Below are 13,337 nucleotides of genomic sequence, written 5' to 3' on the forward strand. Positions count from 1 at the left end.
ATGCAGTAATTTTATGAACGGTAATCGGCATTGATCGATACATAGTCATGCGACAGGTCGCAAGTCCAGACGGTTGCAGCAGCATGACCACGCGCCAGTTTCACGCGTATGGTGATTTCACTTTGCTTCATGACGCGCTGACCATCTTCTTCACGGTAATCCGGGTTACGGCCGCCATTTTTTGCAACCCAGACATCATCGAGATACAAATTCAATTTGCCAACATCAAGATCATTCACACCGGCATATCCGATGGCAGCCAGGATACGGCCCAGGTTGGGATCAGAGGCGAAGAAAGCCGTTTTTACCAGTGGTGAATGAGCAATGGAGTACGCTATCTTGCGGCATTCTTCCACGTCACGCCCTTCTTCAACGGCAATCGTCATGAACTTGGTCGCGCCTTCGCCATCACGAATAATCATGTGGGCCAGCTTTTGCGACAAGGCAGTGACGGCTTCAGCCAGGGTGACATATTCCGGCGTGTCGATATCATTGACTTCGACTTCACCGGCACCGGTGGCGATCAGCATGAAAGAATCATTGGTCGAGGTATCACCGTCTATGGTAATGCAGTTAAAAGACTTGTCCGCCGCCTGCTTGACCATATGGTCCAATGCTGTCTGCGATACCTTCGCATCAATAGCCAGGTAACCCAGCATGGTCGCCATGTTGGGCTTGATCATGCCAGCGCCTTTGCTGATGCCTGTCATGGTCACGGTTTTACCATTGATCACGACTGTCGCTGATGCCGCCTTGGGCTGGGTGTCAGTTGTCATGATGGCTTCGGCTGCATTGAACCAGTTGTCTGCCTTGAGATTTTCTATGGCTTTGGGCAAACCGGCAACCAGCCTGTCGACGGGTAATTGTTCAAGGATAACGCCAGTGGAAAACGGCAAAATTTGCGCAGCTTCGCAACCCAGCAATTCAGCCAGCGCTGCGCAGGTAGCATTGGCGGCAGCCAGGCCTGCATCACCAGTGCCGGCATTGGCGTTGCCGGTATTGACCACCAGCGCGCGTATCGGGCCTGAGGTCATGTGCAGGCCTTCCAGATGGGCTTTGCAAACCTGTACCGGGGCAGCGCAAAAACGATTGGTCGTAAATACACCTGATACTGTTGCAGTCGGCGCCAGCTCCATCACCAGCACATCTTTACGGTTGGCTTTACGTATGCCTGCCTCGGCATAGCCCAGACGTATGCCAGCTACCGGCTTCAAATCTGCAGCAACAGGAATAGGTGAATTAACGGCCATGATAGTTTTCCTTGCGTTGAAATCAAGCCGTTATTGTAGGGCATTTTGCTGCGCTGCGAAGCATGTTTGCACTGAGGAAAATTCATCTATAGGCAAGGCATGTTACCAAGGGCCTGGGCCGTTTCCATTTCATAAACCAATGATCATTTGCGCAATGATGTTCTTTTGTATTTCGTTTGAACCACCGTAAATCGACAACTTGCGCATGTTCAGGTAATTGACAGCCAGTGAGCTGGCCTGCTCTGTTGTATCCAGCCGTTCACGCAAGGGCTGGGCCTGCGGCCCGACAGCCTGGACCAGCAAATCGGTGATCGCCTGCTGTATTTCCGTGCCCTTGATCTTCAGTATGGATGCCTCAGGCCCCGGTGCATGGCTTTGTTCTTCTGCCGACAAGACCCGTAAGTTGGTGATTTCCAGGGCCATCAAATCTATTTCCACTTGCGCCAGGCGGCTGGCAAACAAGCTATCCTCCAGCAGAGGCTTGCCATTTTTCCATTCACGCGCAGCGACTCGCTTCAACCGCGCCAGTTCGCGCTTGGCTATGCCTATGCCGGCAATATTGGTACGCTCATGTCCCAGCAAAAACTTGGCATAGGTCCAACCCTGGTTTTCTTTGCCAACCAGGTTGGCGACGGGTACGCGGACATCATCAAGCCAGACCTCATTGACTTCATGCGCACCATCCATGGTGATAATCGGCCTGACGCTGACACCAGGGGAGGTCATGTCAACAAGCAAAAACGATATGCCACGCTGTGCCTTGGCCTCTTTGTCAGTGCGCACCAGGCAAAAGATCCAGTCGGCATATTGTCCCAGTGTAGTCCAGGTCTTTTGCCCGTTCACCAGATAATATTCCCCCTGCTCATCGCGATGGCGGATTGCTGTGGTTTTGATTGAGGCCAGGTCCGACCCCGAACCCGGCTCGGAATAGCCCTGGCACCACCATTCGTCAGCAGACAGTATTTTTGGCAGGAATCTTTGCTGTTGCTCGGGCGAGCCAAATTCCATGATGACAGGCGCCACCATCTTGGTGCCGAAAGGCGGCAGGCGCGGCGCTCCGGCAGCGGCACATTCTTCTTCAAAAATATAGCGCTGTACGGCAGACCAGCCGGTACCGCCATGCGCAACTGGCCAGGATAAAGCTCCCCACCCTTGGGCGTGCAATATCTTTTGCCATTGCTGATAATCGCTCTTTTCCAGCGCTATGCCATGATGCACTTTATGGCTGATGGACTGGGGTAATGAAGTTTGCAGAAAGTGGCGGACCATTTGACGGAAACCAAGCTCTGCATCATTAAAATTCAAGTCCATAAGTTCCCTCAGGTCTGGCAATCATCGTATGAGATTCTGTGCTACAGAATATATACTCAAATAAAGCACGCCCGTTCACTTTACCCCCGCTTCACTCAGGCGTCAAGCCAAGGCATGATGACCATCAGAGAACACAAACCCGGAATATGACGTCGGCCGAGGCTTATACAGAATTGCAAAACAAAAGGCGACCATTGGTCGCCTTTTGTTTTTTACCGCTCAGTGATCAGGCAAGTTTGCCGTGGCACTGCTTGAACTTTTTGCCACTGCCACAAGGGCAAGGATCATTGCGACCAATCTTCAACGCATAGCCGACCTCAGGTTGACCATCACCGCCTGCGATTGCAACAGGCGCCAGCATCTCTTCCGGCGACGCATCTGCATCAAAATCTGCGTGTTGATAATGAACATTTTCTATTTGCTGCTGCGCCATCTGCTCTTCTGCAGCTTCTATCTCTTCACGTGACTGTATGCGTACGGTAACGACAGTCCTGACCACTTCATTCTTGATGGCATCCAGCATCTGGCCAAACAGTTCAAAGGCTTCGCGCTTGTATTCCTGCTTAGGGTTCTTCTGCGCGTAACCGCGCAGATGTATGCCCTGGCGCAAATGATCCAGTGCAGCCAAGTGTTCACGCCAGTGCGTATCTATGCTTTGCAGCATGATGCTACGCTCAAAACCGGCAAAAGACTCTTTGCCGACTATGGCGATCTTGGCTTCATAGACATCATTGGCGGCTTTTTGCACACGCTCCAGAATATCTTCGTCAGTGATATTGGCGTCGTCCTTGAGCATCTGTGCCAATGGCAATTCAAGCGCCCAGTCATTTTTCAGTGTGTTTTCGAGGCCAGGAATATCCCATTGCTCTTCAACGGACTCTGCCGGTACATATTCACGCACCACGTCCTGGAACATGCCATAACGCAGAGACGAGATCAGTTCGGACATGTCCTGCGCTTCCAGCAATTCATTACGCTGCTGGTAAATTACCTTACGCTGGTCATTGGCGACATCATCATACTCAAGCAATTGTTTGCGTATATCAAAGTTGCGTGCCTCTACCTTGCGCTGTGCAGATTCTATTGAACGGGTCACCATGCCTGCTTCTATCGGCTCACCTTCAGGCATTTTCAGCCTGTCCATGATGGCGCGGACGCGGTCGCCAGCAAAAATGCGCAGCAGCGTATCGTCCAGTGACAGGTAGAAGCGGGATGAGCCAGGGTCGCCCTGACGGCCGGAACGGCCACGCAACTGGTTATCTACACGACGCGATTCATGACGTTCAGTACCAACGATATGCAGGCCACCCGCAGTCACGACTGCTTCGTGCAGGGATTGCCATTCGTCGCGCAGTTTTTGCGACTGTGCCTGCTTGTCCGCATCCGACAAAGCGGCATTGGCTTCTATCATCTCTACCTGTTTGGCGACATTACCCCCGAGGACAATATCAGTACCGCGACCTGCCATATTGGTAGCGATGGTAATCGCTTTGGGACGACCGGCCTGTGCAATAATTTCCGCCTCACGTGCATGCTGCTTGGCGTTCAGGACATTATGGGGCAAACCCGCCTTGGTCAGAATACCGGACAGGAGCTCGGAATTTTCAATCGATGTCGTACCAACCAGCACCGGCTGACCGCGTTCATAGCAGTCTTTGATGTCGATCAGCATGGCATTGTATTTTTCATTATTGGACTTGTAGACCTGGTCTTGCCTGTCCTTGCGCTGAGAAGGACGGTTAGGCGGAATGACCACGGTTTCGAGACCGTAGATTTCCTGGAATTCATAAGCTTCCGTATCTGCCGTACCCGTCATGCCCGACAGTTTGGTGTACATACGGAAGTAATTCTGGAAGGTGATCGATGCCAGTGTCTGGTTTTCATTCTGGATGCGCACACCTTCTTTGGCTTCTACTGCCTGGTGCAGGCCATCCGACCAGCGACGGCCCGTCATCATGCGGCCAGTGAATTCATCGACGATGACGATTTCGTCATTCTGCACAACATAGTGCTGGTCTTTGAAATAAAGGGCATGTGCGCGCAAGGCGGCATACAGATGATGAATCAGGGTAATATTGGCCGCATCGTACAGCGATGCACCTTCTGGCAACAAACCCATTTGCGTCAGAATGCGCTCAGCCTTGTCGTGGCCTGCTTCAGTCAGCAAGACCTGATGCGCTTTCTCGTCTTTGGTGTAATCACCTGGTACCTCAACCTTGCCCTTGCCATCCGGTGTTTCTTCGCCGATTTGCAAAGTCAGCAGTTTGGGGACTTCATTGATCTTGTAATACAGCTCGGTATGATTTTCAGCCTGGCCGGAAATGATCAGCGGCGTACGCGCCTCATCAATCAGAATCGAGTCAACTTCATCGACAACGGCAAAATTCAGGCCACGCTGCACGCGGTCCTTGGCTTCATACACCATGTTATCGCGCAGGTAGTCAAAGCCATATTCATTGTTGGTGCCATAGGTAATATCCGAACCATAGGCTACCTGCTTTGCATCATGGTCCAGTTGTGACAGGTTGATGCCTGTGGTCAGTCCCAGCCAGCCATACAGGCGCCCCATCCATTCCGCATCACGCTGTGCCAGGTAATCGTTGACGGTCACTACGTGCACGCCTTTGCCAGACAAGGCATTGAGGTAGATAGGCAGGGTCGCCATCAGGGTTTTACCTTCACCGGTACCCATTTCAGCAATTTTGCCATAATGCAAAACCATACCACCTATCATCTGCACGTCGAAGTGGCGCATTTTCAGGACACGCTTGCTGGCTTCACGGCAGACAGCAAAGGCTTCCACCAGGATACTGTCCAGTGTCTCTCCATTCGCAACACGTGTCTTGAACTCGGCAGTCTTGGCTTTCAAGGCGTCATCCGCCAATGCTTCCAGCTTGGGTTCCAATGCGTTGATCTCACGCACAGTCTTTTGGTATTGCTTCAAGAGCCGCTGATTGCGGCTGCCGAATATCTTGGTCAGGAATGACATGCTATGAACGGAAAGTTAAATTCTTAAAAAAGTCACCGCAAACCAATCAAACGATGATTAATTCAACAGCAACAATAGGCTAACCCATGATTTTACCATGTGACACTCAATTCACCAGCAATTGCGCAATTTGCTTACATTCATGTAAAAAGTCACCAACAAAATGCTGGCAAATATGCAACAACAAGCTCCGCAAGTACCAATAGAAGCATGCAGTTGGAGGCTAAAGCAGCAAACTCAAGTTATTTTTGATTCAAGGCAGCAAGTTTTGCCTGGTCAGCACCTGCAGACAGGAATTTATGCGGGTTTTGTGGCACGCCTTTGACATGCACTTCAAAATGCAGGTGGGCGCCCGTGGAACGGCCAGTAGAACCGATATCAGCAATATGCTGACCACGCTTGACGATATCACCAAGCTTGACATAGACCTTGGATGAATGTGCATAACGGGTCATGATCTCGCCACCGTGGTCAATTTCCACCATATTGCCAAACTGCGGGTGATATTCTGCCGCCACGACCACACCACCGGCAGCTGCCACGATGGGTGTACCAGAAGGGCCGGAAAAATCGATGCCCTCATGAAATGCACTGCGGCCAGAAAACGGATCAAGGCGCCAGCCAAAGCCAGATGCATTATAGGCCACGTTGACTGGTTGTATAGTAGGCAATAATTTGGACTGTACCTTAAAACCCATCAGCTTGGTTTCAACCACGTTCATATAATCAGACCGGTGTTCTATGTCTACCGACATTGCCGCCAGTGCTGCCTGGAATTCTGCCATGTTCAGTTCCTTTGCCGGCTGACTACTCACTTCCGGCCCACCGCGACCTGGCAATTCCTTGAAATTGAACTCTTCGGGTTTAACGCCTGCCAGGCCCTGCACCCTTTCACCAAGCGCATCAAGCCGTATCAATTGCGCCTGCATCTCACCAACCTTGGCTGCCATGGCGGCCAGGTTCTCTTTCATATACTTGTCTTTGTTGCCTATCTCACTGGTAGCCGGTGCGGGAACCAGGTCACGCAAGACAGGCAAATCAGCACTTGCCAGCTTCAGGGTCAGGGCGGCCATCATTGCTGCGCAGAAGGTGGTAACAAGAAGAAATGCAAATAAGGCAAGAATTACATGACGTGAAGACAAAGTCACTGACTTGGCCTGGGTGAAGCGGGAGTGCATCAAAATGATTTGCATCAGTGTGCTCCTCAGAAAATGATGACTACATTGGCATCTTGACGACAGCCCGATAGTCCTGTTTGTGGTAAGGTAGTACGCATGTCATTTTCACGCCCTACCTACCCAATTAATATTAAACGCGGTCGCAAAGTACCTGGCGTCAGCGGCGCAGCCGATTTTTTACGCAGTAACGAGAGACTGGCGCAACTGCTGCCCACGGTACAGCGACATATGGCGCTGCAAAAAGATTGTGGGTCCATACTGCCGCCTATTTTTGCATCTTGTGAGGTTATGCAGGTATCGGAAGGACAGCTGACGCTGTCTGCTCCCAATGCCGCATTGGCGACAAAGTTGAAACAACAATGCCCGAAATTGCAAGCATATTTACAAGAACGGGGTTGGCAGATTAACGCAATCCGCATCAAAGTACAAGTAAAGCGCGTTATAGAGAAACCAATTAGTGAGAAAAAAATCGCACTGACCGGAAAGGCTTTGCAGTCTTTCGACCAATTGGAACAAACGTTGGAAAAGACCCAGCAAAATGCAGGATTAAGAGCAGCATTGGCGCGCCTGGTAAATCGCCATCGTAGCAGCGATTAATATCAAAAACACCACAAACCGGCAACTGCCAGCAAGCATGATCAAAACGGCCTGACTAAGCGAGCAGTTTCAAGCGAGTGCCCACTCCCGGTCAGCCTGGGTTGCATAGGTCGGGGGCGCCGCCTCTGCATCATCAAAACTGACGATTTCATAGGCGTCAGGCTGGGCCAGTAAAGCGCGCAACAACTGATTATTGAGACCATGACCTGATTTGTGTGCGGTATAACTGGCCAGGAAAGGATGGCCAATCAGGTAAAGATCGCCGATCGCGTCAAGAATCTTGTGACGGACAAACTCATCATCAAAACGCAAACCGTCTGAATTGAGAATGCGGTATTCGTCCATGACGATGGCGTTTTCCATGGACCCACCTCGCGCCAGACCGATGCCCCTGAGCATTTCCACGTCCTGCATGAAGCCAAAAGTACGTGCCCTGGCGACATCCTGCACAAAAGAAGAACGGGCAAAGTCAACTTCTGCCGTCTGTACCGTGCCGTCCACAGCAGGGTGATTGAATTCAATGAAAAAATGCAGTTTGAAACCGTCATAGGGCTCCAGCCTGGCCCATTTTTCTGATTTACCCGTACCCTCACGGATTTCCACTGGTTTCAGGACGCGGATGAATTTCTTGGCGGCATTCTGTTCCTGCATACCACCTTGTTGCAACAAATAGACAAACGAAGAGGCAGAGCCATCCATGATGGGGATTTCTTCGGCACTGACATCAATGTATAAATTATCTATGCCAAGACCGGCGCAGGCAGACAGCAAATGTTCAACCGTCGACACCTTGCCATTTTCATTCGACAAGCTTGAAGCCATGCGGGTATCCCCCACAGCCAGGGCCTGAGCGGGCAAGACAACTGGCGGCACCAGGTCGGTGCGTGTGAAGATAATGCCGGTATTGACCGGCGCCGGGCGCATGACAAGTTCAACTTTGGTGCCGGAATGTAAACCGACACCAACAGTTTTCACCAGGTGTTTGATTGTTCTTTGTTTTAACATGGCGCTATTATAGCGTTTCATGCCATGCCCCAAGGGAAGACCATGGAAATTGTGCTTTTTACATTCACAAATGCGTACAAAAACAACAATTCAAATTCGCCTGGCAGCGAATACTGATCTTGAAGCCATCTGTGAACTCAGTGACCAGATTAACGCGCAACACCATGCCGCGGCCCCCACTGTTTTTGTTCAGCACAACAGGCGGGAACTGGATCGCCTGTTCTGGCAAACCACTTTTCAGGGCCCGACAACTTGTGCTTTTGTCGCCTGCGATGAAGATGAGGCAGTACTGGGCTTCATTACCGTCAGTTGGCAAGAGAACAACACCATTCCTTTTTTACAGCGCCGCAAAATCTGTCGCATAGGCACCATCGTGGTGGCAGATAGCCATCAACATCAGGGCATAGGCAAATTGCTGATGGATGCCGCTCTAGCCTGGGGGCGCGAACAGGGCGCAGTGGAAGTCAGGCTGGAAGTGTTTGATTTCAATCGAAATGCGATAGAGTTTTACCAGACACAAGGTTATCAGGTGCAATCACATATCATGTGCAAGAGCCTGGACTGAAATCATGGCATCTGGTGCAAGCAATAAAAAAAACGGCACCTTATGTGCCGTTTTTTCATCGATGTCCTTGCCATGGTCAGGAAGGACAAAGCAAGACCGATCAGCTCAATTGCGCCAGCAGTGTTTCTGCATTGGACACTTCAAACTTGCCGCCTTCTTCGATATTCAATTGTTTGACGACACCGTCAACGGCCAGCAGGGAATAACGCTGTGAGCGTACACCCATGCCGAATTTGCTGAAATCTGCGTCCAGACCCAGGGCCTTGCTGAAATCAGCATTACCATCAGCCATCATGCGAACGATGCCTGTGGATTTCTGGTCACGACCCCATGCGCCCATGACGAATGCATCATTGACGGAGATACACCAGATTTCATCAACGCCCTTGGCTTTCAATTCAGCCGCGTGAGCAACATAGCCAGGCACGTGCTTGGCAGAGCAAGTTGGTGTGTATGCGCCGGGCAAGCCAAAGATCGCAATGGTCTTACCTTTGGTCAGGTCTGCTACCTGGAACGTGTTCGGGCCAAGTGAACAGCCCTCAGATTCCACTTCAATAAATTCTGCCAGGCTGCCTGCTGGCAGGGTATCGCCAATCTTGATTGTCATTTTATGTACTCCCTAGATAAGTATTCGGATATTCATTGCCTTGCTGTACGCTGCCCTGCAAAAAAAGCAGGAAATTTGAGTCATATCAACACCGACAGTGAAGGACGCAAGTATGCCTGAGCTAGAATTTTCTTGCAGAGTACCTCTCAACACAGAGACACAGAGGAAGGAAAGTCTGCTTGCAAGCAGGCTTCGTTACGCAGGCGCGCGGCATGCCGCCCTGCGCGGGCCACACGAATTCCCTGCTACACCACATAGAAAGGCAAGAGAAAAGCAAATCATATCTTCAAATATTGCTTATCAATGTTCATAAAACCATTCCATCAATATCTATTGAATATCGAAAACTGCTTTCGATTTCTCATGTTCTTCTCATTGTCTCTATGCCTCTGTGGTGAGCTTTTTGGTCTGGCTTTTCGATCTACCAAATAAAAACGCCAGCCTCTTTCGAAGCTGGCGCTTTGCAGCAAAACAAGATAAATCAGTCAGCCTGTTTGCGCAGGAAAGCTGGAATGTCGTAAGTTTCCATACCATTTTTTTCCAGGGCGCGTACTGTTTCTGATGCCGACTCACGACGCCATACTGCCGGTTTGGAAAGGCCATCGAAACCTGCCGAACCAGTTGCTGTACCAGTGCTGATGGTGGCAGATGTCATGACCGCGCTGGCCATCACGGTTTCATTGTGTGTGCCAGTACGCAGCATCGGTGTTTGCACCAGCTGGATATTTTTCTTGCCACGGCCAAGGCCGGTTGCCACTACCGTCACGCGGATATCGTCACCCATGTTGTCATCGTAAGCAATACCTTGTGCGATCGATGCATCCGGTGCAGCGAAAGCACGTACTGTAGACATGACTTCCTTGATCTCTTTACCTTTGAGACCACGGCTGGCAGTGACATTGACCAGCACGCCACGTGCACCGGACAGATCGATCCCATCCAGCAGTGGGGATGCCACTGCCTGTTCAGCAGCGATACGTGCGCGGTCAACGCCAGAAGCAGTTGCCGTACCCATCATTGCCTTGCCCTGCTCACCCATGATCGTTTTCACGTCATTGAAGTCGACGTTAATATGACCAGGTACGTTGATGATCTCGGCAATACCAGCGACGGCATTGTTCAGGACATCATCAGCGTGTTGCAGCCACTCGATCATGCTGTCGTCTTCGTAAATCTCTTCGAGTTTTTCGTTGAGGATGACAATCAGGGAATCAACATGCTGGGACAGAGCTTCCAGACCTTCGTCGGCGATGTCCATGCACTTTTGACCTTCGTAGGAAAATGGTTTGGATACGACCGCCACTGTCAGCGCCCCCAGTTCTTTGGCCACTTGCGCAACCACCGGTGCAGCACCTGTACCTGTACCACCACCCATGCCGGCAGCGATAAATACCATGTGTGCACCACGCAGTGCATCTTCAATGCGGGCGCGCGAATCTTCAGCCAGCTTGCGGCCGACGTCAGGTTTCATGCCTGCACCCAGACCCGTTTCGCCGATCTGTATCACGTTGTTTGCCTTGGACATCAACAGTGCTTGCGCATCTGTATTTGCAGCAATGAACTCAACGCCGGACACGCCTTTGTTGATCATGTGCTGTACCGCATTGCCGCCTGCGCCACCTACGCCGACAACCTTGATCACGGTGCCTTGTGTGGCGTTATCAACCATATCGAACTCCATCATGACTCCTCCAGGTAGGCAGTTATCAGTCGCTAGGCATCACCGGGATGTGACGACTAGCGACTAATAACTGTATATCGAACTATTATAAAATGACTACACCAATTTAGATACAAAATACAAGCTAAAAATTCCCTAAAAACCACTCTTTCATGCGTTGCCAGACTGCTTTGGCCGATCCTTCCTGCCGAGTGACCAAATGGCCGCGCAAATACTGCTTCTTCGCTTCCAACAACAACCCCAAAACTGTGGCGTAACGCAGGCTGCGCACAACGTCTGCCAATTGCCCGCTGTACGCTGGCATGCCCAATCTTGTCGGCTTCAAAAAGATGTCTTCCGCCATTTCGACCATGCCTGGCATGGCGGCAGAACCGCCTGTCAGCACGATGCCTGAAGACAGCACATCTTCATAACCGGATTCGCGCACGACCTGATGTACCAGCGCAAACAACTCCTCGACACGCGGCTCAATCACGGCGGCCAGTGCCTGACGCGACAAAGAACGCGGGCCGCGATCACCCAGGCCTGGCACTTCGAGCGTATCGGCCGGGTCTGCCAGTACCTGCTTGGCGACACCAAAACGCACCTTGATTTCTTCTGCTTCTGACGTCGGCGTACGCAAAGCCATGGCGATATCATTGGTGATCTGGTCACCAGCAATCGGTATCACCGCGGTATGACGTATTGCCCCCTCACTGAAAACTGCCACATCTGTCGTACCGCCGCCGATGTCGATCAATACGACGCCAAGCTCTTTTTCATCCTTGGTCAGCACGGCTTCAGCGGACGCCATCGGCTGTAGTATCAGGTCAGACACTTCCAGACCGCAACGACGCACGCACTTGACAATGTTCTGTACCGCAGACACGGCACCGGTGACAATATGCACTTTGACTTCCAGGCGTATGCCGCTCATGCCTATCGGTTCGCGCACATCATCCTGGCTATCGACGATGAATTCCTGCGGCAGCGTGTGCAGCAATTGCTGGTCAGTCGGGATATTGACAGCCTTGGCAGTTTCTATAACACGCGAGACGTCAGCTGCGGTGACTTCTTTATCCTTGATCGCTACCATGCCGCTGGAATTAAAGCTGCGGATATGACTGCCCGCAATGCCGGTATAGACATTACGGATCTTGCAGTCAGCCATCAGTTCAGCTTCTTCCAGCGCACGCTGTATCGATTCGACAGTGGCTTCAATGTTGACGACGACGCCTTTTTTCAGCCCTTTTGACTCATGCTGGCCCAGGCCGATGACTTCATGTCGGCCGTCAGGCATGACCTCTGCCACGACCGCCACAATTTTAGAGGTGCCGATATCGAGACCAACGATCAGATTTTTAGCGTCTTTTGTCATGTCTTTCCACTTGCTTTTGTTTGCTTTTTCAACCCGATATTGCTATGGCTCGATCTGAGCGCAAGGCCATTCGGATAACGCATGTCCACATTTTCAATACTGTCCTGCAAACTGGCCAGCAATTGCGGGTAGACCTGCATCAATTTGTCCACCCTGCTCTTGAGCGTATTGGCATCCTGCACCCTGCCCAATTCCACCTGCATGCCATTGTTCAGTTTCAGACCCCAGGCATAGCGGCTGGAATAATTGACTGATTCCGGTGCCAGATTGATTTTTGCAAACCAGTTTTTAAATTCCAGATACTGCGCCAATACTTCTTTTTCACTACCTTCTGGCCCGTTCAAGGCAATCAGGTCTGCATCATCCTCTGCTTCCGCCAGATTGGCGGTAAATACGTCACCCTTGACAGAAATCAGGCGTCCGTCTTCGCCCCAGGTACCCAATGCCACATGTTCCTCCAGTGTGACGATGAGCTTGTTCGGCCACTCTCTCTGCACACTGGCCCGACGTACCCAGGGTACTGCTTCAAACGCGGCACGTACTGCATCAAGATTGGCGGTAAAAAAATTGCCCCTGATTCTGGGTAAAGCCGTATTCCTGATGGTCAGCGGGTTGACATGTCTCAGACCCGATCCATCGCTGCCGACATTCACTGCGTCAACCTTGATCACACGCAGGGTAAATACCGGACGCTGTATCACCCACCATACGCCAGACAGCAGCAACATGAACAATACCAGCCCAAACAGGGCGTTGGCAGTATTGTTCATCAGCTTGGTGTCATGCCACATTGTTTG

The 13,337-nt window shown here is 51.3% G+C and carries 11 protein-coding genes; 2 read left to right on the plus strand and 9 right to left on the minus strand.

Going from position 1 to position 13,337, the window contains the following annotated elements:
• Positions 1-11: 11 nt before the first annotated feature.
• The 4 genes from argJ to LZ463_RS13965 form a co-directional block, all read right to left on the minus strand.
• Complete coding sequence (gene argJ, locus LZ463_RS13950; RefSeq protein ID WP_241456416.1) at positions 12-1,250, minus strand: bifunctional glutamate N-acetyltransferase/amino-acid acetyltransferase ArgJ; 1,239 nt, start codon at positions 1,248-1,250, stop codon at positions 12-14.
• Positions 1,251-1,379: 129 nt separating this feature from the next.
• Entirely contained in the window at positions 1,380-2,561 is a 1,182-nt protein-coding gene (locus LZ463_RS13955; RefSeq protein WP_241456417.1) for an acyl-CoA dehydrogenase family protein, read from the minus strand.
• Positions 2,562-2,787: 226 nt separating this feature from the next.
• Positions 2,788-5,550, minus strand: coding sequence for a preprotein translocase subunit SecA (gene secA, locus LZ463_RS13960; RefSeq protein WP_241456418.1), 2,763 nt, complete (start codon positions 5,548-5,550; stop codon positions 2,788-2,790).
• A gap of 242 nt (positions 5,551-5,792) precedes the next feature.
• Positions 5,793-6,743 (minus strand): M23 family metallopeptidase, encoded by a 951-nt coding sequence (locus tag LZ463_RS13965; protein WP_241456419.1) that lies wholly within the window; start codon positions 6,741-6,743, stop codon positions 5,793-5,795.
• Positions 6,744-6,824: 81 nt separating this feature from the next.
• On the opposite strand from LZ463_RS13965, the gene LZ463_RS13970 reads away from it, so the two are divergent.
• Positions 6,825-7,325: a DciA family protein gene (locus LZ463_RS13970; protein ID WP_241456420.1), complete on the plus strand. Its 501-nt coding sequence runs from the start codon at positions 6,825-6,827 to the stop codon at positions 7,323-7,325.
• A gap of 69 nt (positions 7,326-7,394) precedes the next feature.
• On the opposite strand, the gene lpxC is transcribed toward LZ463_RS13970, so the two are convergent.
• Positions 7,395-8,330, minus strand: coding sequence for a UDP-3-O-acyl-N-acetylglucosamine deacetylase (gene lpxC / locus LZ463_RS13975; protein WP_241456478.1), 936 nt, complete (start codon positions 8,328-8,330; stop codon positions 7,395-7,397).
• Between the two features lie 70 nt (positions 8,331-8,400).
• Here lpxC and LZ463_RS13980 point away from each other — a divergent pair, with 70 nt between their 5' ends.
• Positions 8,401-8,895: a GNAT family N-acetyltransferase gene (locus LZ463_RS13980; RefSeq protein WP_241456421.1), complete on the plus strand. Its 495-nt coding sequence runs from the start codon at positions 8,401-8,403 to the stop codon at positions 8,893-8,895.
• Between the two features lie 100 nt (positions 8,896-8,995).
• On the opposite strand, the gene LZ463_RS13985 is transcribed toward LZ463_RS13980, so the two are convergent.
• The 4 genes from LZ463_RS13985 to LZ463_RS14000 form a co-directional block, all read right to left on the minus strand.
• Positions 8,996-9,502 carry a peroxiredoxin gene (locus LZ463_RS13985; RefSeq protein ID WP_241456422.1) on the minus strand — a complete coding sequence of 169 codons (507 nt, stop codon included), beginning with the start codon at positions 9,500-9,502 and terminating at the stop codon, positions 8,996-8,998.
• A 481-nt stretch (positions 9,503-9,983) separates the two neighbouring features.
• Positions 9,984-11,183, minus strand: coding sequence for a cell division protein FtsZ (gene ftsZ, locus LZ463_RS13990; RefSeq protein ID WP_241456479.1), 1,200 nt, complete (start codon positions 11,181-11,183; stop codon positions 9,984-9,986).
• A 124-nt stretch (positions 11,184-11,307) separates the two neighbouring features.
• Positions 11,308-12,540: a cell division protein FtsA gene (gene ftsA / locus LZ463_RS13995; protein ID WP_241456423.1), complete on the minus strand. Its 1,233-nt coding sequence runs from the start codon at positions 12,538-12,540 to the stop codon at positions 11,308-11,310.
• Positions 12,537-13,331 carry a cell division protein FtsQ/DivIB gene (locus LZ463_RS14000; protein WP_241456424.1) on the minus strand — a complete coding sequence of 265 codons (795 nt, stop codon included), beginning with the start codon at positions 13,329-13,331 and terminating at the stop codon, positions 12,537-12,539. Before LZ463_RS14000 ends, ftsA begins: the two co-directional genes overlap by 4 nt.
• Positions 13,332-13,337 lie beyond the last annotated feature (6 nt).

The organism is Undibacterium paludis, assembly GCF_022568815.1.
Lineage (GTDB): Bacteria > Pseudomonadota > Gammaproteobacteria > Burkholderiales > Burkholderiaceae_D > Undibacterium.

Excerpts from the sequence above, each read along its gene's own strand:
- LZ463_RS13955 (WP_241456417.1), bottom strand. The coding sequence starts at position 2,561 with ATGGACTTGAATTTTAATGATGCAGAGCTTGGTTTCCGTCAAATGGTC.
- LZ463_RS13985 (WP_241456422.1), bottom strand. The coding sequence starts at position 9,502 with ATGACAATCAAGATTGGCGATACCCTGCCAGCAGGCAGCCTGGCAGAA.
- lpxC (WP_241456478.1), bottom strand. The coding sequence starts at position 8,330 with ATGTTAAAACAAAGAACAATCAAACACCTGGTGAAAACTGTTGGTGTC.
- LZ463_RS13965 (WP_241456419.1), bottom strand. The coding sequence starts at position 6,743 with ATGCAAATCATTTTGATGCACTCCCGCTTCACCCAGGCCAAGTCAGTG.
- LZ463_RS14000 (WP_241456424.1), bottom strand. The coding sequence starts at position 13,331 with ATGTGGCATGACACCAAGCTGATGAACAATACTGCCAACGCCCTGTTT.
- ftsA (WP_241456423.1), bottom strand. The coding sequence starts at position 12,540 with ATGACAAAAGACGCTAAAAATCTGATCGTTGGTCTCGATATCGGCACC.
- LZ463_RS13980 (WP_241456421.1), top strand. The coding sequence starts at position 8,401 with ATGCGTACAAAAACAACAATTCAAATTCGCCTGGCAGCGAATACTGAT.
- LZ463_RS13970 (WP_241456420.1), top strand. The coding sequence starts at position 6,825 with ATGTCATTTTCACGCCCTACCTACCCAATTAATATTAAACGCGGTCGC.
- secA (WP_241456418.1), bottom strand. The coding sequence starts at position 5,550 with ATGTCATTCCTGACCAAGATATTCGGCAGCCGCAATCAGCGGCTCTTG.
- argJ (WP_241456416.1), bottom strand. The coding sequence starts at position 1,250 with ATGGCCGTTAATTCACCTATTCCTGTTGCTGCAGATTTGAAGCCGGTA.
- ftsZ (WP_241456479.1), bottom strand. The coding sequence starts at position 11,183 with ATGGAGTTCGATATGGTTGATAACGCCACACAAGGCACCGTGATCAAG.